General features: G+C 63.8%; 25 protein-coding genes. 10 read left to right on the forward strand and 15 right to left on the reverse strand.

Annotation, left to right across the window (positions count from 1 at the left end; genetic code table 11):
* Window positions 1-15 precede the first annotated feature (15 nt).
* The gene (locus ACGYLD_RS07545) at window positions 16-393 is read right to left on the reverse strand and encodes a hypothetical protein (RefSeq protein ID WP_271692870.1); all 378 of its coding nucleotides are present in this window, start codon (window positions 391-393) and stop codon (window positions 16-18) included.
* A 155-nt stretch (window positions 394-548) separates the two neighbouring features.
* Between ACGYLD_RS07545 and ACGYLD_RS07550 the strand changes: the two genes are divergently transcribed.
* Window positions 549-1,199, forward strand: a complete 651-nt coding sequence (locus ACGYLD_RS07550) for a carbonic anhydrase (RefSeq protein ID WP_209218489.1) — start codon at window positions 549-551, stop codon at window positions 1,197-1,199.
* Window positions 1,200-1,277: 78 nt separating this feature from the next.
* Here ACGYLD_RS07550 and ACGYLD_RS07555 read toward each other — a convergent pair whose 3' ends face one another.
* The 3 genes from ACGYLD_RS07555 to ACGYLD_RS07565 all read right to left on the reverse strand — a co-directional run bounded on the left by ACGYLD_RS07555 (window position 1,278) and on the right by ACGYLD_RS07565 (window position 3,378).
* On the reverse strand, window positions 1,278-2,300 hold the full coding sequence (locus ACGYLD_RS07555) for an aspartate-semialdehyde dehydrogenase (RefSeq protein ID WP_067266005.1): 1,023 nt from the start codon (window positions 2,298-2,300) through the stop codon (window positions 1,278-1,280).
* 108 nt (window positions 2,301-2,408) lie between these two features.
* A complete protein-coding gene (locus ACGYLD_RS07560) occupies window positions 2,409-3,083 on the reverse strand; it encodes a hypothetical protein (RefSeq protein ID WP_271692871.1) in 675 nt (224 codons plus the stop codon).
* Window position 3,084: 1 nt separating this feature from the next.
* Complete coding sequence (locus ACGYLD_RS07565; protein ID WP_067265999.1) at window positions 3,085-3,378, reverse strand: hypothetical protein; 294 nt, start codon at window positions 3,376-3,378, stop codon at window positions 3,085-3,087.
* A gap of 217 nt (window positions 3,379-3,595) precedes the next feature.
* Here ACGYLD_RS07565 and ACGYLD_RS07570 point away from each other — a divergent pair, with 217 nt between their 5' ends.
* From ACGYLD_RS07570 to ACGYLD_RS07580, 3 genes are all read left to right on the forward strand, one after another.
* On the forward strand, window positions 3,596-4,177 hold the full coding sequence (locus tag ACGYLD_RS07570; RefSeq protein WP_271692872.1) for a hypothetical protein: 582 nt from the start codon (window positions 3,596-3,598) through the stop codon (window positions 4,175-4,177).
* Between the two features lie 124 nt (window positions 4,178-4,301).
* Entirely contained in the window at window positions 4,302-4,931 is a 630-nt protein-coding gene (locus ACGYLD_RS07575; protein WP_271692873.1) for a ribonuclease HII, read from the forward strand.
* An 88-nt stretch (window positions 4,932-5,019) separates the two neighbouring features.
* Entirely contained in the window at window positions 5,020-6,120 is a 1,101-nt protein-coding gene (locus ACGYLD_RS07580; protein WP_136720258.1) for a site-specific DNA-methyltransferase, read from the forward strand.
* Window positions 6,121-6,245: 125 nt separating this feature from the next.
* Here the strand turns inward: ACGYLD_RS07580 and ACGYLD_RS07585 are convergent, their stop codons facing one another.
* From ACGYLD_RS07585 to mutY, 3 genes are all read right to left on the reverse strand, one after another.
* Window positions 6,246-6,671, reverse strand: a complete 426-nt coding sequence (locus ACGYLD_RS07585; protein WP_394401936.1) for a response regulator — start codon at window positions 6,669-6,671, stop codon at window positions 6,246-6,248.
* Window positions 6,672-6,739: 68 nt separating this feature from the next.
* On the reverse strand, window positions 6,740-7,888 hold the full coding sequence (locus ACGYLD_RS07590) for an alkane 1-monooxygenase (RefSeq protein WP_394401939.1): 1,149 nt from the start codon (window positions 7,886-7,888) through the stop codon (window positions 6,740-6,742).
* 66 nt (window positions 7,889-7,954) lie between these two features.
* Complete coding sequence (gene mutY, locus ACGYLD_RS07595; RefSeq protein WP_394401942.1) at window positions 7,955-9,019, reverse strand: A/G-specific adenine glycosylase; 1,065 nt, start codon at window positions 9,017-9,019, stop codon at window positions 7,955-7,957.
* 82 nt (window positions 9,020-9,101) lie between these two features.
* Here mutY and ACGYLD_RS07600 point away from each other — a divergent pair, with 82 nt between their 5' ends.
* From ACGYLD_RS07600 to ACGYLD_RS07610, 3 genes are read left to right on the forward strand one after another with little or no spacing between them, the layout of a single operon-like run.
* A complete protein-coding gene (locus ACGYLD_RS07600; RefSeq protein WP_271688827.1) occupies window positions 9,102-9,611 on the forward strand; it encodes a DUF721 domain-containing protein in 510 nt (169 codons plus the stop codon).
* Window positions 9,612-9,646: 35 nt separating this feature from the next.
* Window positions 9,647-10,333 carry a DsbA family protein gene (locus ACGYLD_RS07605; protein WP_394401945.1) on the forward strand — a complete coding sequence of 229 codons (687 nt, stop codon included), beginning with the start codon at window positions 9,647-9,649 and terminating at the stop codon, window positions 10,331-10,333.
* Complete coding sequence (locus ACGYLD_RS07610) at window positions 10,333-11,451, forward strand: CaiB/BaiF CoA-transferase family protein (protein ID WP_067624451.1); 1,119 nt, start codon at window positions 10,333-10,335, stop codon at window positions 11,449-11,451. Before ACGYLD_RS07605 ends, ACGYLD_RS07610 begins: the two co-directional genes overlap by 1 nt.
* Here ACGYLD_RS07610 and lpxK read toward each other — a convergent pair.
* From lpxK to ACGYLD_RS07640, 6 genes are all read right to left on the reverse strand, one after another.
* Window positions 11,448-12,434, reverse strand: coding sequence for a tetraacyldisaccharide 4'-kinase (gene lpxK / locus ACGYLD_RS07615; RefSeq protein ID WP_394402053.1), 987 nt, complete (start codon window positions 12,432-12,434; stop codon window positions 11,448-11,450). The genes ACGYLD_RS07610 and lpxK overlap by 4 nt on opposite strands.
* Window positions 12,421-13,665: a 3-deoxy-D-manno-octulosonic acid transferase gene (locus tag ACGYLD_RS07620; RefSeq protein WP_271692879.1), complete on the reverse strand. Its 1,245-nt coding sequence runs from the start codon at window positions 13,663-13,665 to the stop codon at window positions 12,421-12,423. Before ACGYLD_RS07620 ends, lpxK begins: the two co-directional genes overlap by 14 nt.
* Before the next feature lie 6 nt (window positions 13,666-13,671).
* Window positions 13,672-13,914 (reverse strand): DUF4170 domain-containing protein, encoded by a 243-nt coding sequence (locus ACGYLD_RS07625; RefSeq protein ID WP_067262181.1) that lies wholly within the window; start codon window positions 13,912-13,914, stop codon window positions 13,672-13,674.
* A gap of 63 nt (window positions 13,915-13,977) precedes the next feature.
* Window positions 13,978-14,754, reverse strand: coding sequence for a 3'(2'),5'-bisphosphate nucleotidase CysQ (locus tag ACGYLD_RS07630; RefSeq protein WP_271692880.1), 777 nt, complete (start codon window positions 14,752-14,754; stop codon window positions 13,978-13,980).
* Window positions 14,747-16,093, reverse strand: a complete 1,347-nt coding sequence (locus ACGYLD_RS07635) for a TldD/PmbA family protein (RefSeq protein ID WP_271692881.1) — start codon at window positions 16,091-16,093, stop codon at window positions 14,747-14,749. The genes ACGYLD_RS07630 and ACGYLD_RS07635 overlap by 8 nt, the downstream gene beginning before the upstream one ends.
* A gap of 112 nt (window positions 16,094-16,205) precedes the next feature.
* Complete coding sequence (locus ACGYLD_RS07640; RefSeq protein ID WP_394401950.1) at window positions 16,206-17,735, reverse strand: DUF2125 domain-containing protein; 1,530 nt, start codon at window positions 17,733-17,735, stop codon at window positions 16,206-16,208.
* Window positions 17,736-17,877: 142 nt separating this feature from the next.
* Between ACGYLD_RS07640 and ACGYLD_RS07645 the strand changes: the two genes are divergently transcribed.
* Both ACGYLD_RS07645 and ACGYLD_RS07650 read left to right on the forward strand, forming a co-directional pair.
* Window positions 17,878-18,627, forward strand: a complete 750-nt coding sequence (locus ACGYLD_RS07645; RefSeq protein ID WP_067261708.1) for an SDR family oxidoreductase — start codon at window positions 17,878-17,880, stop codon at window positions 18,625-18,627.
* Window positions 18,624-19,238, forward strand: a complete 615-nt coding sequence (locus ACGYLD_RS07650) for an enoyl-CoA hydratase/isomerase family protein (RefSeq protein WP_271692884.1) — start codon at window positions 18,624-18,626, stop codon at window positions 19,236-19,238. Before ACGYLD_RS07645 ends, ACGYLD_RS07650 begins: the two co-directional genes overlap by 4 nt.
* Here ACGYLD_RS07650 and ACGYLD_RS07655 read toward each other — a convergent pair.
* Window positions 19,235-19,540, reverse strand: a complete 306-nt coding sequence (locus ACGYLD_RS07655) for an HNH endonuclease (RefSeq protein WP_231886283.1) — start codon at window positions 19,538-19,540, stop codon at window positions 19,235-19,237. The genes ACGYLD_RS07650 and ACGYLD_RS07655 overlap by 4 nt on opposite strands.
* A gap of 121 nt (window positions 19,541-19,661) precedes the next feature.
* On the opposite strand from ACGYLD_RS07655, the gene ACGYLD_RS07660 reads away from it, so the two are divergent.
* Window positions 19,662-20,840: a TIGR03862 family flavoprotein gene (locus tag ACGYLD_RS07660; RefSeq protein ID WP_394401953.1), complete on the forward strand. Its 1,179-nt coding sequence runs from the start codon at window positions 19,662-19,664 to the stop codon at window positions 20,838-20,840.
* On the opposite strand, the gene ACGYLD_RS07665 is transcribed toward ACGYLD_RS07660, so the two are convergent.
* Window positions 20,837-21,430 carry a glutathione S-transferase family protein gene (locus ACGYLD_RS07665; protein WP_271692886.1) on the reverse strand — a complete coding sequence of 198 codons (594 nt, stop codon included), beginning with the start codon at window positions 21,428-21,430 and terminating at the stop codon, window positions 20,837-20,839. The genes ACGYLD_RS07660 and ACGYLD_RS07665 overlap by 4 nt on opposite strands.
* Between the last annotated feature and the right edge of the window lie 7 nt (window positions 21,431-21,437).

Consider the following 21,437-nt stretch of genomic DNA (forward strand, 5'->3'; position numbering starts at 1 on the left):
GCCACCCGCAAGCGATCAGATCGTGATCTCGGGCAAGTCCCATATTGCGGTCAGTGACCGTTCCCCGCTGCGCAGCAGCCGCGAGAGCGTGGCCGCGGTGGCGATGTCATCCCCGTCGTCGATACAGACCATCACATCCGCCGCCACCCGGGCGACGAGCGCCATGCCGATTTGATCGGCGATGGCGATCAGGCGGTGCACGCTTTTGCGCAGGCCGGCGCGATCTTGGCCCTCATGGAGCCTTTTGCAATGGGACAGGCGCAGGGCCAATTCCTCCATCGCGCGGCAGAGAACATCTTCGGCCCCCACCTCACCCAGTTGTGTGTAGAGCAGCGCCAGCCGCTCTTGATCGACGCAGACCTGTTCGGTCGGGCGAATTTGCATAAGTTGCATTGCTAACATCCTTCAAACGCCCCCACGGCCTCAGGGGCAATATGGCGCGTGAAGGTGTGCAAAGGGTTGCGATGATTGTGCCTTTTCTCTCGAATTCGTATGGCATTTGCGCTATCTGCGCTAAAACCGCATTTCGCATTAGGGGACGTTTACACATGGACAAGGCCAAGGCTCTGCCGTCGTATCTGTTGCAACGCTATCAGGGGTGGAAGGCGACCGGCTATGCCGAGAACCAAACATGGTATCGCCGATTGGCCGCCGAGGGGCAGCGCCCGCGTGCGATGGTGATCTCCTGCTGCGACAGCCGCGTGCATGTGACCTCGATCTTCGGGGCGGATCAGGGGGAGTTCTTTATCCACCGCAACATCGCCAACCTTGTCCCGCCCTATGAGCCGGATGGCAAGCAGCACGGCACCTCGGCGGCGGTGGAATATGCCGTCAACGCGCTGAAGGTCGCGCATCTGATCGTGCTGGGCCATTCCAGTTGCGGCGGCGTGGCGGGCTGCATCGAAATGTGCAAAGGCAACGCGCCCGAGCTTGAGAACCAAGACAGTTTCGTGGGCCGCTGGATGGACCTGCTGCGCCCGAAATACGAGACGGTGGAAAAGGTCGAAGACCCGGCAGAGCAGCAGCTTTTGCTGGAGCGTCAGGCGGTGCTAACCTCGCTCGAAAACCTGATGACCTTCCCGTGGATCAAGGAAAAGGTCGAAGACGGCACGCTGAGCCTGCACGGCCTGTGGACCGACATCGGCGAGGGCAGCTTGGAATATTATGACGCCAAGGCGCAGAAATTCGAGCCGGTCTGACGCTTGCGCAGACAGATGGCAGAGACGAAAAAGGGGGCCGCTTGGCCCCCTTTCTTATTCCTAAGCTGGGGCTGAACCTCAGCCCTTTTTCAGCACTTCGCGGCCCAGCAGCTCGGCGATCTGCACGGCGTTCAGGGCGGCACCCTTGCGCAGGTTGTCGCTGACGCACCACAGGTTGATGCCGTTGTCGATGGTGCTGTCCTGACGGATGCGGCTGATGAAGGTGGCGAAATCGCCGACGCATTCCACCGGCGTGACGTAGCCGCCGTCTTCGCGCTTGTCGATCACCATGATGCCCGGCGCTTCGCGCAGGATGTCGCGGGCTTCGGCCTCATCGAGGTGGTCTTCGAATTCGATGTTGATCGATTCCGCATGGCCCACGAAAACCGGCACGCGCACGCAGGTCGCGGTGACCTTGATCGACGGGTCGACGATCTTCTTGGTCTCAGCGACCATCTTCCATTCTTCCTTGGTCGAACCGTCTTCGAGGAAGACGTCGATATGCGGAATCACGTTAAAGGCGATCTGCTTGGGATAGACCTTGGCCTCGTAATTGTCGGTCGGGTTGTAGACCGATTTGGTCTGGTCCCAAAGCTCGTCGATGGCCTCTTTGCCCGAGCCGGAAACCGACTGGTAGGTGCTGACCACGACGCGCTTGATCTTGGCGCGGTCATGCAGCGGCTTCAGCGCCACGACCATCTGCGCGGTGGAGCAGTTGGGGTTGGCGATGATGTTCTTCTTGGAATAACCGTGCACGTCTTCGGGGTTCACCTCCGGCACGATCAGCGGCACTTCGTTGTCGTAGCGGTAGAGCGAAGAGTTATCGATCACCACGCAACCCGCTTTGGCAGCGGCAGGCGCGTATTTCTTGGTCGCTTCAGAGCCCACGGCGAAAAGCGCCATGTCCCAGCCAGTGAAATCGAAAGTGTCGAGGTCTTTGGTCTTAAGGGTCTTGTCCCCGAAGGTGATCTCGGTCCCGAGTGAACGGCGGCTGGCAAGGGCCACGATCTCGTCCACGGGGAACTGACGCTCCGCAAGGATGTTCAACATTTCACGGCCCACATTGCCTGTGGCACCGACGACGGCGACGCGATAACCCATTTGATTACTCCAGTCTGTCCAATTTAATTTGACGCCATTTAACGTGCCTGCGGGGCATTGGCTAGGGCCAGCCGCGCGCGGGCGGGGCAGGGCGGTGCTTTGCCGGGGTCAGAGAACCTTGATCACGTCCTTGTTGATCGCCAGCATATAGCCGCGGCGGGCGATGTTCTTGACCAGCAGTTCCGACACCAGCTGGTTGCCAAGCGTGTCGCGCAGGCGTTTGATCCGCGTGGCGCCCGCGGCCTCATCACAGTCGGCAGGGCTGCGGCCCGAGATCATGCCTTCGATCTCGGAGCCTGAGAGCACGTCATCATCCATCCGCGCCTCGGCAAGGACCGACATCGTCTCCATCGCGGCGGTGGTCAGTTTGAAGCCGAGGTTGTTGAGATAGACGGTATTCTCTTCCCGGCTGATCAGCAGAGAGTTCACTTGAATGCCCGTCCGCTCAATCTGGGCCATGCGACGGTTGAAGCCGATCAGCATAAACAGAAACACCATCGCCGCGACCAGCATGGCGCTGGCAAAGACCAAGAGCACCACGATCACGATACGGTAGCTGGCCAAGGTCTCGGAAAAGGCGGTGCCGGACTGGGCGAGGATTTCCAGCAGCTTGATCTCGGCCTGGGTGGTCAGATCGTCATTATCGATAAAGATCCGCTCAACCCGGGCGTTAAAGACGTTCGCATCCGGCAGCGCCCAGAGCAGCACAAGCGCCCCGACCAAAAGCACGGCGACCACGGCGGCGATGCCACCGATCACGAAACGCCCGCCAAATCTGCGCATGTCAGAAGCGGAGGTAGAATGTTCCTGCACTGTCTTTCCTTTGATCCAAGCCTTCGTCCCCGAAAACAGACAGCACATTCAACAATGTCCAGCCCTCCGCTGCAAGACGCGGCGTGAGTTCGGTTTCGGCGGAGGCTGGCTCACAGGCCCCGGAGATCTGCGCCACACCATAGTGAAGGCGCAGCGGATTGTCTTGCTTGGCCTTGTAATCGGCAAAGCATCCAGCCGTTGCCGCGGCGGGCAGGGCCAGAATGACCGCCAGCGCGGTCAGCAATGAGAGACATGGGTTTTTCATATGTTTTTAATGCGCTTTCACCCGCTGATATTCAATAACCAAGGCGTTTTGAGCGCCTTGTTATTGGATAACGACCCCCTGTTATTGCCTGTCTTTGGCCCTCATCCCAATTTGGTGGCACCAACAGACACACGAACCGATACGCGGCCCCCGAGTTATGGCCGCAGAGGATCAAGGGCGCAGCGAAACGCGCCGATAACGAGAAGGGACCAGACCCATGTACCGCAAGTTCATTGCTACCATCGCCGCCCTGTCGGTTGCCATCACTGCCTTTGGCGCCCGCCCGGCTGCTGCCGATGAAAAAGAGGTGCTGCGCACGCTTGCCGCGATTGCCGGTGTCGCGATCGTGGGCAAGATGATCTACGACAACAAGAAAGAGCGCGAGGAGCGTGAGACGGTCACCCGCCGCCGTGCCGCGCCGGTCTATGAGGCGCCCCGTTATTATCCCACGGTTTCCAAACGGCCCCATCCGCGCCCCTATGTCGATCCGCGCCCCGCGCCGCGCCGCGACGACTGGTCCCGCCCTGAGCGCGACCGTACCACGTACCCTGAGCGCGAAGTGCGCCCCCTGCCGGACCGGGTGGACCGCAAACTGCTGCCGCAGCAGTGCTTCCGCAGCTATGAGGGCGATGAGGGCAAGGTCATGATGTTTGGCGAACCTTGCCTTGAAAAGAATTACTCCTATGCCGATCGCCTGCCCCGCTACTGCGCCAAACGCGTCAGTACCGCCGAGGGCGCGCGCTACGGCTATGACGCCCGCTGTCTGCGCGACTCGGGTTACAGCTTGGCGCGTCGGTAAATCCGGCGTGCCTTGACCGAGCGGCACGTCCCTGTCGCTCGGGTTTTGAAAGGGGGGGTGTTCGGGCGCCTCCCCTTTCTCTTTTTTGTTGCACCTTTTGGGCGCATGCGGTTTCACCAGCCCCATGATACCTGACTATGATCTTGAACGCGGCGCGGCTGCACGCGGCTTTCGCACCATCGCCGGAGTCGACGAAGTAGGCCGTGGCCCCTTGGCCGGGCCGGTCACAGCTGCCGCGGTGGTCTTTACCGAAGGGGAGATCCCCGAGGGGCTGAACGATTCCAAGAAACTGACCGCCCGCGCCCGTGAGCGGCTCTATGAAGAGATCATGTCGGTCGCCGTGGTCTGCGTGGCCCATGCCACGGTCGAAGAGATCGAGGAACACAACATCTTGCGTGCCAGCCATCTGGCCATGACCCGCGCCTTGGCCGGTTTGGCCTGCAAAGCGGACTATGCGCTGATCGACGGCAATATGCTTCCGCGTGATTTGGCGCTGCCCGCGCAACCTGTGGTGAAGGGCGATGCGCGCTGTCTGTCGATCTCGGCGGCTTCTATCGTTGCGAAAACCGTGCGCGATAACCTCATGGTGGATTTGGCGCAACAGCATCCGGGTTACGGCTGGGAAACCAATATGGGCTATGGCTCGAAAAGCCACATCGCCGCCCTGCAGGATCTTGGTGTCACCCCACACCATAGACGTTTGTTCAAACCGGTACACAATATCTTGTATCAAGCCAATTTGTTAACCGATTGATTCAAAAAAGAAATTGACCACGATTCTCTGATGGCTCATTTTATCCACAACCAATGAGCGCTTAAGCGCCGGGTAATGAGGCAGAGATATGAAAACGATGACAAAGGGCGCCGCGGCGCTTCCCTTGAACACTATTGTTGCGGGCGATTGCATTGAGGCAATGAACGCCCTCCCAGCAGAATCGGTGGATCTGATCTTCGCGGATCCGCCCTACAACTTGCAGTTGCGAGGTGATTTGCATCGCCCCGACAACTCCAAGGTCGATGCAGTTGATGACGAGTGGGACCAATTCGCCAGCTTCAAAGCCTATGACGAATTCACCCGCGCCTGGCTGAAAGCCGCGCGGCGTCTGCTCAAGCCCGATGGCGCAATCTGGGTGATCGGCAGCTACCACAACATTTTCCGCGTCGGTGCCGCGCTTCAGGATCAAGGCTTCTGGATCCTTAACGACGTGGTCTGGCGCAAGTCCAACCCGATGCCGAACTTCCGTGGCAAGCGTTTCACCAATGCCCATGAGACGATGATCTGGGCGGGCAAGAGCGAGAACAGCAAATACACCTTTAACTATGAGGCGCTGAAGGCGCTGAACGAAGGCATCCAGATGCGCAGCGATTGGGTGCTGCCGATCTGCACCGGCCATGAGCGTTTGAAGGATGAGGCAGGCGAGAAAGCGCATCCGACGCAAAAACCCGAAAGCCTGCTGCACCGCATCCTTGTCGGTTCGACCAACCCCGGCGACGTGATCCTCGACCCGTTCTTCGGCACCGGCACCACCGGCGCCGTGGCCAAGATGCTGGGCCGCGATTTCATCGGCATCGAACGTGAGGAAGCCTATCGCAAGGTTGCTGAAAAGCGGATCTCGATGGTGCGCAAGTTCGACAACGAAGCGCTGCAAACCACCACCTCCAAACGCGCCGAGCCGCGCGTGCCCTTCGGGCAGTTGGTCGAGCGCGGCATGCTGCGCCCGGGCGAGAACCTTTATTCCATGAATGGACGCCACAAGGCCAAGGTCCGCGCCGATGGCACCTTGATCGGCAGCGATGTCAAAGGGTCGATCCATCAGGTGGGCGCCGCCTATGAGAAAGCCCCCAGCTGCAACGGCTGGACCTATTGGTGCTACAAGAAAGACGGCAAGAATGTCCCCATCGACATTCTGCGTCAGCAGATCAGAGCCGAGATGGCGAACTGATCCACCCCGGATAATCGAACACCGCCGGCACCCGTGGCCCCTCTGCGTGAGGGGCATGCACACGGGTGCCTACCTTGACCCCGCCCGATGGCGGGGTTTTTTTTGAATCAGCCTGTGAGGCTGGCCTAATGCATCTGCCGGTTGCGGCCCTGAAGCGCGCGCAGCGCAGCGGCGAGGTAGCTGGCATCGAAATCGCATTTATTCACCACATAAAGCACCCCGGCAGAGGCGGCTTTCTCCCACATGACCGGAGAGGGCCAATCGCTGAGCATGATGACGGGGGTTTGGGCGTGGCGATGATCACAGGCCAGTTCCAGCGCGAAATTCGCGCCCAGCCCATCGGGCAAGTTGTTGTCGAGCAGGATCAGCGCCTTGTCCCCGGCGCTGAGCGCCCGGCGTGCCGCTTCGATGCTGGGGGCGAATTCGACCTGCATCCCGCCATAGGCGCGGGCCAGAACGCGGCGCAGTCTTTCTCGGTCAAACTCACTGTCTTCGACGATCAGACAGGTGCCATCATAGGCCGCCCGCGCGGGCGTTTGTTGGTGCTGCATCAATACCACTCCACTGGTAACAATCGCAGCTTTTCTGGCAGGCAAAGTTTAACTTTGCGTTGCCGTGTTCAGAGCCGGGGCAGGGGATTGCTGGCCTTGTTGTAGGCTTTCCAATCGGTGATCTCGGGGTAATACATCTCGCGCCATTTGCGCACCCGCGGGTTCATGACGCGCCGCCACAGCGGCGGCACCATGGCGGCCATGGTCATCACCGGATAGCCGTAAGGAAGCTGCGGCGCATCGCCCGTGCCATAGGTCTGCAAGACCGGAAAACGCCGGTCGGGTTTGTAATGGTGATCGGAATGGCGTTGCAGGTTGATCAGCAGCCAGTTGCTGGCCTTATGCGCCGCGTTCCACGAATGGCGTGGCTGGACATGTTCATATTTTCCGCCGCCTAGATGTTTACGCGTCAGCCCGTAGTGTTCGATGTAATTGACCAGTTCCAATTGCCAGATCGCCACCCCGGCTTGGACAAGGAACAGGCCCAGCCCGCTCCAACCGCCCAAGATTAGCGCCAGCAGCAAAAAGGTGGCTTGCAGCGCCCAGTACTTGAAAAAGGGATTGCCCGGATCGGTCCAGGGCAGCCCCTTGCGGGCCAGCATGTTCTTCTCCGCTTGGAAGGCCGAGGTCAGCGACTCGCGCAGCACGCGGGGGTAGAAACGATGAAACCCTTCGTTGTAGCGCGCCGTCACCGTGTCACGCGGGGTGCCGACATGGCGGTGGTGCACCAGCAGATGCTCTGACCGGAAATGCGAATAAAGCACCATGGCCAGCAGGATATCCGCCAGCCGCCGTTCGGTCTTGTTGCGTTGGTGCATCAGCTCATGGCTGTAGTTGATCCCGATGGTGCCGGTGATGACGCCGACGCCGAAGAACAGAAAGATCCGCTCTGCCGTGTCCAGATGCCCGGCGCGTGTGGCGTAGTAGATCAGGCCAAAGACGGTCAGGAATTGCAGCGGGGTCCAGAGCAGGGTGACGAGGCGGTACCAATAAAGATCATCCTCCGTCGCCTCCAGATCGGCGTTGTCGAGGTTCAGCCCCAGCACCGCGTCGAGCATCGAAAACAGATACCATGTCACCAGCGGCAGCAGTGCGATGGTCCAGCCGCCCTGCACCGCACAGAACCACGCCAGCGGGATCAGCAGCAGGGACATCCAGAAAGGCAGGGCGCGCGACAGACGGGCGAGGTCTTGGGCGGCGATGATGCGGTTGGCCATGGGGCACCTCATAGTTGCGCGCCAGATATACCGCAGTTTGCCCGATGCACAAAGCCTGACGCGGCGCTAGCGCGCGAGGTCGAAGGCTTTGCGCATCACGGTGGGCAGATCGCTGGGGCGGAACTGGTTCTGGCCGATGAATTCACCGCTTTCGGGACGGCTGTCATGGCCGACCCGCGCGTGCTGCACCGTCAGCATCAGATGGAAATGGGTGAAGGTGTGGCGCACCTCGCCGGGCAGGGCGCGCCAATCGGCGGCCAAGGGCGGTGTGCCTTCCGGGCGCGGCTCTGACGTGTCGACCCAGTCGGAGCCGGGCCAGCCGAGCATACCGCCAAGCAGCCCCTTTTCGGGCCGCGTCTCTAGTAGCCATGCACCATCCTCGCGCTCTGCCAGATAGACCGTGCCGTGACGGATGGGTTTCGGTTTCTTCGGCGTCTTCTTGGGCAAGAGCGCTGCCGTGCCTTCCGCCCGCGCGGCGCAGGGATCGCGCCAAGGGCAGATGCCGCAGGCGGGGGATTTCGGGGTGCAGATCGTGGCGCCCAGATCCATCACCGCTTGGGCATAGTCGCCGGGGCGAGCCGCCGGGGTCAGCGCGGCGGCCCGGGCCATCAGCTCGGGCTTGGCGGCGGGCAGGGGCGTGTGGATGTCATAGACCCGCGCCATCACCCGCTCCACATTGCCGTCGAGCACCGCATGGGGCAGATCGAAGGCGATAGAGGCAATCGCCGCCGCCGTATAGGGCCCGATCCCCGGCAGTTTCAGCAGCGCGTCGTGATCCGCGGGGAAATTACCGCCATGCTCATCCACCACCACCCGCGCGCATTTGAGCAGGTTGCGGGCGCGCGCGTAATAGCCAAGCCCGGCCCATTCGGCCATCACATCGGCATCCTCGGCAGCGGCGAGGGCGGCGACATCCGGCCAGCGGGCGGTGAACCGTGCGAAGTAATCCTTTACCGCGGCCACGGTGGTCTGCTGCAACATGACCTCGCTCAGCCAGATGCGGTAGGGGTCGGGCATGACCCCGGCGATCCGGTCCTGTGGCGGCACCCGCCATGGCAGGGCGCGGGCATGGGTGTCGTACCACTCTAGCAGGATCGGCGGCAGCTCGCTGACGCGGGTTTTCTCACGCAATGTTTAGGCCTTTCGACGGGTCGGGGGCTGGTGACGCTGGGGCAAATGGTTATGTATGTCAGCACATTCGGGAAACAAAGCCATGCCGCCACGTCGTACGACTACAAAAGGGTTCAAACGCACCAACAGCCTGCTCTCGCAACAGATCCGCAAGGCGAGCGAGACGCGCGGCTTTGCGCAATCGCGTCTGCTGACCCATTGGGCCGAGATCGCGGGCGAGGCCACTGCCGCCATCTCGCGCCCTGTCGAGGTCAGCTATGGCCGCAAGGAGGGCATCGGTGCCACCCTGACCCTGCTGACCACCGGGGCCAATGCGCCCATGCTGGAAATGCAGAAAGAGCAACTGCGCGCGCGGGTCAACGCGGTCTATGGCTACAACGCCATCGCGCGGGTGCGGATCACCCAAACGGCGGCGACCGGCTTTGCCGAGGGGCGCGTCGCTTTCGATCACAAGCCCAAGGGCGAGAAGCCCCGCCCCAACCCCGCGTTGCAACAAAAAGCAGCCGAAGCCGCCAAGCCGGTGGCCGATGAGGGGCTGCGCGAGGCCCTTGCACGTCTGGGCGAGAACATATTGAACAAGAACCAAAGCTGACGATCTGATAGCTGGTCAAACGGAAGGAACATCCTATGAATCGCAGAAACGTAATCCTTGGCGGTCTTGCCACCCTCGGCGTCGGCGGCTGGTTCGCTGCCAGCAGCTTTGGCTCGGCCCCCCTCGGCAGCACTGCGCTGACCCCCTTCGTCGGCGCTGCGAACGCGCAAACGACCGAGGGCGAAGTCGACACCTCCGGCATCACCGAAATGGTCTTGGGTGATGAGAACGCGCCGGTGACGGTTGTCGAATACGCCTCTTTCACCTGCCCGCATTGCGCGACCTTCCACAACGACACCTTCAAAAAGCTGAAGGCCGGTTACATCGACAGCGGCAAGGTCAAGTTCATCTACCGCGAAGTCTATTTCGATCGCTACGGTCTCTGGGCCTCCATGGTGGCGCGCTGCGGCGGGCAGGAGAAGTTCTTTGGCATCGCTGACCTGATCTACAAATCGCAAAGCGAATGGACCCGCGCGGGCGAGCCTGCCGCCATCGTCGATGAGCTGCGCAAGATTGGCCGTCTGGCCGGGCTCGATAACGAGACGCTGGATGAATGCCTGAAAGACGGCGAAAAGGCCGAGGCGCTGGTGGCATGGTACACCGCAAACGCCAAAGAGGATGACATCTCAAGCACGCCGAGCTTTGTCATCGACGGCAAGAAACACTCCAACATGTCCTATGCAGACATGAAGGAAATCCTCGACGAAGCGCTGGCTGGCTAATGACCGCACCGCTTGCAGGACTGAAAGTCGTCGAATTGGCGCGTGTTCTGGCTGGCCCTTGGGCCGGTCAGACACTGTCGGACCTCGGATGCGAGGTGATTAAAGTGGAAAGCCCGGCGGGGGATGACACCCGCCAATGGGGGCCACCCTTCGTCACCCGGGATGAGGATGTCACCGCTTCCTATTTCCACTCAACCAACCGGGGCAAAGCCTCGGTCACCGTGGATTTTCGCACTGAGGAAGGTCAGGCGCAGGTCAAAGAGCTTTTGGCCGATGCGGATATCCTGATCGAAAATTTCAAGACCGGGGGATTGGCGAAATACGGGTTGGACTATGCCAGCCTGTCTGCGCAGTTCCCGAAACTGATCTATTGTTCGATCACGGGGTTCGGCCATACCGGGCCTTATGCCCATCGCGCGGGTTATGATTTCATCATCCAAGGCATGTCCGGCCTGATGTCGATCACCGGAGAGCCGGACGGCCAGCCGCAGAAATCCGGCATGGCGATCACCGATATCTTTACCGGGGTCTATGCCAGCACCGCGATTTTGGCCGCCGTTCACCAGCGCCACCAAACCGGCGTGGGCCAGCATATCGACATGGCCCTGCTTGATTGCGCCGTGGCGATCACCGGCAATCAGGCGATGAACTATCTGACCACCGGCAAGGCGCCGACGCGGATGGGCAACGCCCACCCCAACCTGACGCCCTATGAGGTGTTTGAGTGTTCCGACGGCCATCTCATCATCGCCACGGGCAATGACGGGCAGTACCAACGCCTGTGTCAGTTGCTGGGGCTGGATGACATGGCCACCGCGCCGGAGTACCTCAAGAACGCCGACCGGGTCGCCAACCGGCCCGAGATGATCCGCCGCCTGACCGGGGCCACCCGTCTGCGCAGCCGTGATGATCTGCTTGCCGCCTGCGAGGCGCATGGCGTGCCTGCCGGGCCGATCAACGACATGGCCGATGTCATGGCCGATCCGCAGGTCGTGGCGCGGGGCATGCAGATTGAACTGGACGGTGTGCCGGGGCTGCGCTCGCCCTTCACCTTTTCGGGGGCCGAGCTTTCGCTGCACCGGCCCGCGCCGAAACTGGGCGAAGACAACAAGGCCTAAGGCGGTGGCAGCCTGTCCAGCGCTGCATGCAGCGCGTTGCCTTCGGGCAGGGAAAGGCGCACCGGCAGGGTCAGCACCTTGGCGCGGAACTCAATCGGCAGGCGCACCGCGTCTTTCTCGGTGGTGACAAGCTGTGCGCCGCGCATCGCGGCCTCGGCCTCCAGCCGCAACATCAGCCGCGATGTCAGCGGCTGGTGATCCTCCAGTGCCTCGGCGTGGAGGATCGTCGCCCCCAGCCCGCGCAGCGTGGCGAAAAACTTCTCGGGATGGCCGATGCCTGCAAAGGCGAGCACTTGGGAACCCGACCAATCCATTCCGGTTTGCAGCGGCGCGAGTTCGGCGCGCGCATGGGGCAGGTCCGTCTTAGGCAGCCGTTTCGCAAAGCGCGCCTGCGCCGCCTCATCCCCGATAGAGAGCAAGAGATCGGCCCGCGCCAGCCCCGCCGCGACAGGCTCCCGCAACGGGCCAGCAGGCAGGCAGAGGCCGTTGCCGAACCCTTTGACCGCATCTACCACGACGATGCTCAGGTCCTGCACCAGCGCGGGGTTTTGAAAACCGTCATCCAGCACCACCACCGTGGCCCCCGCAGCTTCGGCGGCCTGCGCACCCGCTGCGCGATCCCGGGCGACCCAGACATCCGCAAAGGCGGCGAGCAGCAGTGGCTCGTCCCCGACCTCCTCGGCGCTGTGCTGCAGGGGGTCGACCCGCACCGGCCCCTCTAGCGTGCCACCATAGCCGCGAGAGACGACATGCGGGCGATGGCCGCGCTCCAGCAGATATTGCAGCACCGCCATCACCGTGGGCGTCTTGCCGGTGCCGCCTGCGTTGATGTTGCCGACGCAGATCACCGGCACCCCCAACCGCAGCGGCCTGCCGCCCGCCAGCCGCCGCGCGCTGGCCGTGGCATAAAGCGCGCCCAGAGGTTGCAACAACCGCGCGCGCCAGTCGGGGCGGGGCAGATGCCAGAAATCAGGCGCGCGCATCGGATGCTCCCGCTTGTTCATCGAGCCGGTCTTGCACCATTTCAATCACCCTATCGGCCAGTTCGGCCCCTTCGCTGATCACGTCCCAGCCCGCATGGGCCATCGTGGCCGCTTGATCCGGCGCGATCAAGCGCGACACCGCATTGCCGAGCGCGCCCGCGTCATTCACGATCCGCGCCGCCCCCGCCGTGGCGAGCCGCCCGTAAGAGGGCAGGAAGTTGCGCACCTTGGGGCCGTAAAGCACCGCCGAGCCAAGTGCCGCGGCCTCGAACGGGTCGCAGCCGCCGTGGCCCGAGACCAGCGAAGATCCGAGGAAAGACACCGGCGCCACCCGAAAGAACAGCCCCCGGTCGCCCGGATCGTCCGCCACCATGACCTGCGTCGTCTCGTCGGGGTAGGGGTCATCGCCCCACCGCATCGTGGTGAACCCCCGCGCGCGGGCGCGCTCATGGGCGATATCGGCGGTCGGGTAATCATGGGTGTGCAGGATAAGCAGCAACCGATGCGAGAGGCGCAGCGCTTGGCGATGGGCAGTGAGAATGACGGGTATCTCTTCGGTCAAAACCTGCGTCGCATACCAAACCGGACGCCCGACAAGGCAGGCCGACATATCCGCCAAATCCGATTCCGCGCAGCGCAGCGCCTGACCGCCTGCCAACAGCGGCGAGGTCACCTGCCCCTTATTGCGCGGCAGGCCCAGTTGCACGAGACGGCGCAGCACGGCGGGGGAACGGGCCAGCACCTGATCGAAAGCCGCCAGCAACTGCCGCGTCACATCGGGCAGCCAGCGGTCGCGGCGGCCATCGAAACCGGCGCTGTCGGCGTCGATCATCATCATGGGGCAACCGCGCCCTGCGGTCTCCAACACGAGGTTGGGCCTCAGCCCGCCCCATGTCCACAGGCAGAAATCGGGCCGCCAATGGCCAAGGAAGCGCGCCACATTGTCGGGGTGTTCGCTGGGGGCGGGGAGGATGAACAGATCGCGCGTCTCGGGCGTGGGCAGCTCTTGGGCCGCCGCGCTTTCCGAGAGGGTGACCAGCACCGCGGCCCGGTCGCGCATCGCCATGAACCGTTTGGCGAGGTCGAGCACGGCCAGCACGTTGCCCGCTTCGGCGGCATGCATCCAGACCAGCTCCCCCTCGGGGCGGGGGGCGTAGGGCGGCGCGTCTTCGGCCCCGCCCCGGCGCACGAGGGCGCGATAGGCTGCAAGCCCCAGCGACCGCGCCGCCATGGTGGTTTATTCCAGCTCTTCGGTGGGCGAGGCCGATGTCTCTTCGTCGCGCAGGCGGTGCAGATGGGCGATGTAATAGCGCATATGCGCGTTATCCACGGTGCGATGCGCTTCGGATTTCCATGCGTCATAGGCGCTGGCGTAATTAGGGAAGATCCCGACGATATGGATGTCGTCGACATTCTTGAACGCGTTCTTGGTCGGATCGACAAGTTCGCCACCGAAAACAAGGTGCAGGCGTTGGGTCATGGAGCTGTCCTTTGATCTGTCAAAGCTGCGGTGCTGCGCATAGTGCCTAGCAGATGAGGCCGGTCACGCAAGGGCGTCGATCAGCGCGCGCTGCACCGAGGGGCCACCCGCCACGATGCCATCGACGCGCGGGTCCGGGTTGTTGAACCTAAGCGGCGCGCCCGTGGCGGTGGTGCAACTGCCGCCCGCTTCGGCCACGATCAACGTGCCGGCGGCAATGTCCCATTCCCATGTGCGGCGCAGGGTGATCATCGCGTCGAAAGAGGCATCGGCCACCAGCGCCATACGGTAGGCCAGCGAGGGGCGGTAGCTGCGTTTGAACACCGGTGCCGCGCCGCCGTGCCAGCGTTCGGCCACCAGCGCGGGCCGCGCGGCAAGCACGGTCGCCTCGGCCAGCCTGCCCACCTCGGAGGTGCGGATCGGCGCGCCGTTCAACGTGGCCCCACCGCCCCGGTGCGCGGCATAGAGCATGTCGCGCATCGGCAGATAGACCACCGCCGCCGTCACCGTGCCGCCCTCGGCCACCGCCAGCGAATGCGCCCAAGTGTCGGACCCTTCGACAAAGCTGCGGGTGCCGTCGATCGGGTCGATGATGAAGACCCGCTCATGCCTCAGCCGGTCGGTATTGTCCTCCGTCTCCTCAGACAGCCAGCCATAGTCGGGCCGCGCGCCGCGCAACTCCGACAGCAGCAGATCGTTCACCGCCAGATCGGCTTCGGTCACCGGGCCTGCGTTATCGGGCTTGTCCCAGCGTTTCGCCGTGGCCCCGACAAAGCCGCGCGCCACGGCACCTGCCTTGCGGGCGGCGTCGATCAGGAGGGAAAGATCGTCCTCAGGCACCGGCAAGGGTCATTCCCGGCACCAGCAGCGAAGGCACGACGCGGCTAAGATGCGTCCGCGCGTCATTAGCGGGGATCATCGCCCGCAGCATGTCACGCAGGTTGCCCGCGATGGTGCATTCGTTGATCGCATGGGTGATCTCACCCTTCTCAACCCAGAGGCCCGAGGCGCCGCGCGAATAGTCGCCTGTGTTGGGGTTGATCGTGCTGCCGATCATGGAGGTCACCAATAGCCCCGTACCCATCTCGGCGATCAGATCGTCGCGGCTGGCCTCCCCTTGGGTCAGCGCGATGTTCCAGTTCGACGGCTGCGGGCCAGAGCCGGGGCCGCGCGCGGCGTTGCCGGTGGGGCTGAGTTCCAGCTTGCGGGCGGTGGCGAGGTCGAGCGTCCAATCTTGCAAGATGCCTTTGTCGACGATGGCCCGCCGCTGGGTCGGCAGCCCTTCGGCGTCAAAGGGGCGCGAGCCGGTGGCGCGGATGCGGGTCGGGTCTTCGATCAAGGACAGGGCTTCGGGCAGCACCTGCTCGCCCTTAGCATCGCGCAGGAAGGACGCGCCGCGCGCAATCGCCTGACCGTTGATCGCCCCTAAGAGGTGCCCGATCAGCGAGGCGGCGATGCGTTCGTCGAACAGCACCGGGTAGCTGCCGGTGGGGGGCTTGCGGGCGTCGAGCCGCGCCAGCGCGCGTTCGCCGGCGCGTGTGCCGATCTCCTGCGCGTCGCGCAGATCGGCCTGAAAGATGCGGCTGTCGCCGTCGTAGTCCCGCTCCATCCCGGTGCCGCTGCCTGCGATGGCGACACAGGACAGCCCGCGTTCGCTGCGGGCATAGCCGCCCTCGAACCCGTTTGTCGCGGCAAGGTAAATCTCTTGCGCGCCATAGCCCGCGCCCGCCGATTGCACTTGGCTGACCCCTTTGACGGCCAGCGCGGCGGCTTCGGCGCGGGCGGCGTCCTCTTGCAGGGCTTCGGGGGAGGGTTCGGGCGTGGGGTCGCAAAGCTCCAGCCCGTCGGCATCGCGGCGGGGTGAGAGTTGATCGGGATCGGCCAGCCCGGAATAAGGGTCTTCGGGCGCTTCTCGGGCCATGGCGACGGCGCGTTCGGCCATCTCTTCGATCGTGCGCGAGGACGTGTCGGAGGCCGAGACATTGGCCGAACGTTGGCCGACGAAGACCCGCAGCCCGATGTCCGTTCCTTCGGAGCGTTCGGCCTGTTCCAGCGCCCCGCCGCGCACTTCGATCGAGACAGAGCTTGCCGTGATCGCCATGGCATCGGCCGCATCCGCCCCGGCCTTGGTGGCCGCGTGAAGGAGGGACTTGGTCAATGCATCAAGGGCGTCTGGCATGGTCTGGCTCCTTTTGGGGTTGGAAAAGGGGTAATCCCCCGCCCCGCAGGGGGCAAGGGCTGGGCTCTATTTTCCCAGATAAGGCAGGCGCGGCGCAGGGCCGCGCCGCCGGTTATTTGATCTGCTGACCGTTGGCGAGGATGCCGCCCTCTTCGGTGAACTCAATTCTGGAGGTCAGGGAATCTTCGCCCTCGCCCGGTACGGTGAAGAGGCCCATCATCATCCGCGCGCCCATCGCCTGATCCTGCGGCACGAGGCCCATCGCCACCAGTTTGTCGAGCAGGGCCACGCCGCCGACCAGCGACAGATCCAGTGCGCCCACGGGTTTCGGCATGCCGGGCACGGTTTGCATATCGTCATTGTCAAAGGTGATCGCGCCCGAGGCGTCGAACTCGGCCCCGGCCACGTCCAGCGACACTTCGTTCACGTTCAGCGCGTGAATCTCGCCCGGTGCCTCATCGCCCATGGTGGCGGTGACTTCGGGGTCCATCAGTTCGAACAGCAGTTTGGCCTTGCCCGACAGGTCCACGACCAAGGTCGCCGGGTCGCGGGGCAATTGGCCGGTGGGGTCGAAGATGCCCCAGATCATGTCCGACATCTCAAAACGGTCGAGTGTGACGCCAAAAGCGAAATCCTGCGGCTCTTCGGACTTCAATACCGGCATTTTGAGGTTAAAGGCGCTTTCTGCCATGCTGAACTGGATCGGGAAGGGCATGTCGGCGGCGGTCACGCTGACCTCGATGTCCTGCTGGCCGCCGTCATAGGAAAGCCCCTCCGGCCCCATGGCTACGCCGAGCTTTGCCCCGGTCGAGCTTGAGATCAGTTGAAACTCCCCATTCTCGGGGTCGGAAACCTGCATGTCGGTGCGGCCCGCGCCTGCTGTAAAGCTGCCGTCGAAGGCAAGACCTTCGCGCATCATCGCGGCCACGTCGGCGCCTGCGTCGATCATCGGCAGCGTGCCGCTGCCGTCAAAGACCACCTGATCGACCCCGCCCGTGACGGCAACGCGGGCCGGGTCTTCGGGGGTTTTCATAACCACGTCATATTGCAGGCTGTCGATGCGGCCCGATTGGTCATAGCGGCGCGTCTCGGTCCCGGTCATCTCGGTCCGGCTGCTGACACCGGTGCCGATCAGCGTGAACTTGGCTTCTTCCTCGGTATAGCTTTGCTCACCCACCTTGAGCCCGGCCAGCGTGAGAGAGATGCTGTCGGCGGCATAGTCGTATTGCAGTGCCTCGGCGCTGCCGCTGGCGCGCATCACCGGCGCGGTCTGGGCGTAGTTCAACACCATCGACACCGGTTCATCCTCCGCCGTTTCGGGCGCGACGTTGATCGTCATCGGCATGACGGTGGGCATGCGGATATTGACCGCTCCGTCACCTTCGGGCGCAAAGCTCAGCGTGCCGAGCGACATGGAGAAATCGCCGCCCTCTTCGGCCATGTCCATTTTCAGGGTCACATCGCTGACGGTCAGGTCATCGCCGTTGAAGGCTTCGCTTGCCTCGACCTCATAGCCCATGCTCTCCATATACTGGCGCCAATCGCCCCAGACGTCGGAAGGGGTCAGATCGGCCCAGAGGGGCGTCGAAGCCAGCGTGACCGGCAGGGCGAGGAACAGCGACGCGGTGGAAATGCGAGACATCGGAAAATCCTTTTCGGCAATGAGTTACGCATAGGGTCTGCCAATCCCCGCGCAGGGTCAAGCGATGCGAGGCTGGACCCGGGTTGATCGGCAGATTACCACAGCCCTCAAGCAATGTACAAAACAAGCGGAAGGATCCCCCATGGACATGACAGGCAAGACGATCATGATTACCGGCGCCAGCCGGGGCATCGGCGCCGCCGCCGCGCGTGTGTTCGCCGAGGCGGGCGGCAATGTCGCCCTGTTGGCGCGCAGTCAGGATGCCATCGCCGAATTGGCCGGAGAGTTGGGCAAACAGGCCATCGCCATCCCCTGCGACGTGACCCGCTATAACGAGATGACCTCGGCGGTCGAGACCACGCGCCGGGCCTTTGGTGGCCTCGACGTGCTGATCAACAACGCAGGCGTGATCGACCCGATTTCGCTCATGGGAGAGGCCGATCCCGCGGATTGGGCGAAGGCGATCAACATCAATGTCACGGGGGTCTTCCACGGCATGCGCGCGGCGCTGCCCTTGATGAAGGAAAACGGCGGCGGCACGGTGCTGACGATCTCTTCGGGCGCGGCGCATAACCCGGTCGAGGCGTGGAGCCATTACTGCGCGTCCAAGGCGGCGGCGAATATGCTGACCCAGTGTCTGCACCACGAAGAGGGCGGGAACGGCATCCGCGCCATCGGCCTGTCTCCCGGCACCGTGGCCACCGACATGCAGCGCGACATCAAGGACAGCGGCGTGAACCCGGTCAGCCAGTTGGATTGGGACGTGCATATCCCCGCCGATTGGCCCGCCCGCGCGCTGCTGTGGATGTGCGGCCCGGAGGCGGATCGTTTCTTGGGTGATGAGATTTCCCTGCGCGACGAAGGCATCCGCAAGGCGGTGGGCCTGATATGATCGAGCTTGACCGCGCGGGCGACATCTGGACCGTCACGATCAACCGCCCCGACAAGGCCAATTCCCTGACCCATGCCATGCTGGTCGAATTGGCCGAGATCATGGAAGAGGCGCAGGCCGCCCGCGCGGTGATCCTGACCGGGCGCGGCAAGGTGTTCAGCGCCGGGGCCGATCTGGACGAAGCCCGCGCGGGCCTTGCGAAATCGGATGTTTGGGAGCGTCTGTCGGGCGCGGTGGCCGCCTTGCCGGGGTTGAGCATCGCCGCGCTCAACGGCACGTTGGCGGGCGGTGCGATGGGCATGGCGCTGGCCTGTGATCTGCGCATCGCGGTGCCGGGGGCGAAGTTCTTCTATCCGGTGATGAAGCTGGGCTTCCTGCCGCAGCCCTCTGACCCGGCGCGGATGGCGGCGCTGATCGGCCCTGCGCGGACCAAGCTTTTGCTGATGGGCGGGCAGAAGATCACGGCGGAGGAGGCGCTGCGTTTTGGCCTGATCGACCGCATCGTCGCGGCGGAGGAGGTGCAGGAACACGCGCAGGCGCTGGCCGCCGACACAGTGGCGGCAAGTCCGGACGTCGCGCAGGAAATCAAACGGATGTGCGGCCCCGCTTAACGTTTGCGCGTGCCTCCGGGCACTTTGGAGCGGAAGCCCGGCGGGCGTTTCGCCACCCATGCGGCGAATTTGGCGAGCCGCGGGTGGCTGCGCAGCGCTTCGGGCGTGTTGTAGTGCCGCGCCAGTTCGGTCTCGGTCAGGGCGGCGTGCACCTCTCGGTGGCAGATGTGATGCATCAGCACCGTCGGCCCGCCCTTGCCGCCGCGCAGCTTGGGGATCAGGTGATGCAGGCTCTGCGGCACGTCCTCAGGGATGGGCCGGTGGCAGAGCGGGCAATGTGGCACGGTTTCGCCTTGGGTCACGGTCCTCCCTTTCGCTTGCATTGCAGGGCCACGGCAGGCAAGAGGATGTGTCAAATCCTCCCTAAGGCAAGGACAGGCCCATGGCTTCCCCGTCAGACAAGCAGACCCAAGGGCGCGCCGCGTGACCCGCGCCTTGGTCATCGGGGGCGGCCCGGCGGGGCTGATGGCGGCAGAGGTCATGGCACAGGCGGGGCTGTCGGTCACGCTTTGCGAGGCGAAACCCTCGGTCGGGCGCAAGTTCTTGATGGCGGGCAAATCCGGGTTGAACCTGACCAAGTCCGAGCCCTTGGCCCCCTTCCTCGCCGCCTATGAAGAAGCGCAGCCTGCCTTGCGCCCGATGCTGGAGGCTTTCGATGCCCAAGCGGTGCAGGACTGGGCCGAAGGGCTGGGACAGGAGGTCTTTACCGGCTCCACCGGGCGGGTTTTCCCCCGGGCGATGAAAGCCTCTCCGCTGCTGCGGGCATGGCTCGCGCGGCTGGCTGAAGGCGGGGTGACGATCAACACCCGCTGGCACTGGCGGGGCTGGGAGGGGGACGCATTCACCTTCGATACGCCCGCCGGGCGGGAATTGGTCGAGGCCGATGTGACGGTGCTGGCCCTTGGCGGCGCGAGTTGGCGGCGGCTTGGCGCCACCGGCGAATGGGCGCACCTGCTGGCGGCGCGCGGCGTGGCCCTTCAGGATTTTGCTCCGGCCAATGTCGGGCTGTTGGTCGATTGGTCCGCGCATATGACCCGCCATTTCGGCGCGGCGCTGAAAGGGGTGGCGTGGCGCGCGGGCCCCTACCGCTCGCGCGGGGAGGCGGTGATCTCGGCTCGCGGGCTGGAGGGGGGCGGCATCTACAGCGTCTCGCGCGGGCTGCGCGAGGGGCATCCGCTGACGCTTGATTTGCTGCCGGACTTGCAGGTCCGCGAGGTGGCGGCGCGTCTGGCAAAACCGCGCTGCAAGGACAGTCAGGCCAACCATCTGCGCAAACGGCTGAAGCTCAGCCCCGCCCAGATCGCACTGCTGCAAGAGATGGCGCGCCCGCTGCCGCAGGAGGCCGAGGCGCTGGCCGCCTTGCTGAAAGACCTGCCCATCGCCCACGCCGGGCTGCGCCCGATGGGTGAGGCGATTTCGACGGCGGGGGGGATACGGCTCGACGCGCTGGATGCAGGGCTGATGCTGCGCGAGGTGCCGGGCGTCTTTGCCGCCGGGGAAATGCTCGATTGGGAAGCGCCCACGGGCGGCTATCTGATCAACGGTTGTCTGGCGACCGGCCATTGGGCGGGCCGCCATGCGGCGGACTGGGCCGGGCGTTAGCCGTTTTCCTTGGTCATCGCGGCGTTGAAGGCCGGGCGTTCGCGCAGGGTTTTTGCCCATAGGTTCAGCTTGTCATCCACCCGCGGAAACTTCGCGCCGATCGACCAATTGATGCAATGCACGGCCAGAAGGTCGGGCAGGGTGATCTGATCGCCCATCAGGAACGGCCCCTCAAGGCGTCCCGACAGGGTGCTGGCCGCGCGTTCGAACTCGGCCTTTAGGCTGTCCTTGATCGCGGGTACGCGGGCTTCCTCGGGAAAGACGAAACTGTGTTTTGCCGCGGCCCAAAGTATCGCGTCGAACTCATCGATCAGCCAAAAGGTCATCGCGTCTTGCCGCGCCCGCGCGGGGGTTCCGGCAGGGGCGGTAAGCGCGCCATGTTTGTCGGCGAGATAGGTCATGATCGCGACGGAATCAGTCAGCACCTCATCGCCATCCACCAGCGCCGGGATCTTGCCCGAAGGGTTGTATTTGCGTGCCTCTTCCGAGCGGGGCGCGGCGGGGTTCAAATCGTAGGGCTGGCCCAATTCTTCGAGCATCCACATGACGCGAAAGGCGCGGGTCTTGGTGCCGCCGATGACTGTGTACATTGAATTT

Source organism: Sulfitobacter sp. 1A12056 (assembly GCF_043558125.1).
GTDB classification, from domain to species: Bacteria; Pseudomonadota; Alphaproteobacteria; order Rhodobacterales; family Rhodobacteraceae; genus Sulfitobacter; species Sulfitobacter faviae.

Bases quoted from the DNA above. Each gene is read 5' to 3' on its own strand.
- ACGYLD_RS07570 (WP_271692872.1), top strand. From the start codon at position 3,596: ATGTACCGCAAGTTCATTGCTACCATCGCCGCCCTGTCGGTTGCCATC.
- ACGYLD_RS07565 (WP_067265999.1), bottom strand. From the start codon at position 3,378: ATGAAAAACCCATGTCTCTCATTGCTGACCGCGCTGGCGGTCATTCTG.
- ACGYLD_RS07620 (WP_271692879.1), bottom strand. From the start codon at position 13,665: ATGGCGGCGCGGTCGCTGGGGCTTGCAGCCTATCGCGCCCTCGTGCGC.
- ACGYLD_RS07665 (WP_271692886.1), bottom strand. From the start codon at position 21,430: ATGTACACAGTCATCGGCGGCACCAAGACCCGCGCCTTTCGCGTCATG.
- ACGYLD_RS07590 (WP_394401939.1), bottom strand. From the start codon at position 7,888: ATGGCCAACCGCATCATCGCCGCCCAAGACCTCGCCCGTCTGTCGCGC.
- ACGYLD_RS07555 (WP_067266005.1), bottom strand. From the start codon at position 2,300: ATGGGTTATCGCGTCGCCGTCGTCGGTGCCACAGGCAATGTGGGCCGT.
- ACGYLD_RS07580 (WP_136720258.1), top strand. From the start codon at position 5,020: ATGAAAACGATGACAAAGGGCGCCGCGGCGCTTCCCTTGAACACTATT.
- ACGYLD_RS07550 (WP_209218489.1), top strand. From the start codon at position 549: ATGGACAAGGCCAAGGCTCTGCCGTCGTATCTGTTGCAACGCTATCAG.
- ACGYLD_RS07605 (WP_394401945.1), top strand. From the start codon at position 9,647: ATGAATCGCAGAAACGTAATCCTTGGCGGTCTTGCCACCCTCGGCGTC.
- ACGYLD_RS07585 (WP_394401936.1), bottom strand. From the start codon at position 6,671: ATGCAGCACCAACAAACGCCCGCGCGGGCGGCCTATGATGGCACCTGT.
- ACGYLD_RS07600 (WP_271688827.1), top strand. From the start codon at position 9,102: ATGCCGCCACGTCGTACGACTACAAAAGGGTTCAAACGCACCAACAGC.
- lpxK (WP_394402053.1), bottom strand. From the start codon at position 12,434: ATGCGCGCGCCTGATTTCTGGCATCTGCCCCGCCCCGACTGGCGCGCG.
- ACGYLD_RS07610 (WP_067624451.1), top strand. From the start codon at position 10,333: ATGACCGCACCGCTTGCAGGACTGAAAGTCGTCGAATTGGCGCGTGTT.
- ACGYLD_RS07560 (WP_271692871.1), bottom strand. From the start codon at position 3,083: ATGCGCAGATTTGGCGGGCGTTTCGTGATCGGTGGCATCGCCGCCGTG.
- ACGYLD_RS07645 (WP_067261708.1), top strand. From the start codon at position 17,878: ATGGACATGACAGGCAAGACGATCATGATTACCGGCGCCAGCCGGGGC.
- ACGYLD_RS07545 (WP_271692870.1), bottom strand. From the start codon at position 393: ATGCAACTTATGCAAATTCGCCCGACCGAACAGGTCTGCGTCGATCAA.
- ACGYLD_RS07635 (WP_271692881.1), bottom strand. From the start codon at position 16,093: ATGCCAGACGCCCTTGATGCATTGACCAAGTCCCTCCTTCACGCGGCC.
- ACGYLD_RS07640 (WP_394401950.1), bottom strand. From the start codon at position 17,735: ATGTCTCGCATTTCCACCGCGTCGCTGTTCCTCGCCCTGCCGGTCACG.
- ACGYLD_RS07575 (WP_271692873.1), top strand. From the start codon at position 4,302: ATGATACCTGACTATGATCTTGAACGCGGCGCGGCTGCACGCGGCTTT.
- ACGYLD_RS07650 (WP_271692884.1), top strand. From the start codon at position 18,624: ATGATCGAGCTTGACCGCGCGGGCGACATCTGGACCGTCACGATCAAC.
- ACGYLD_RS07625 (WP_067262181.1), bottom strand. From the start codon at position 13,914: ATGACCCAACGCCTGCACCTTGTTTTCGGTGGCGAACTTGTCGATCCG.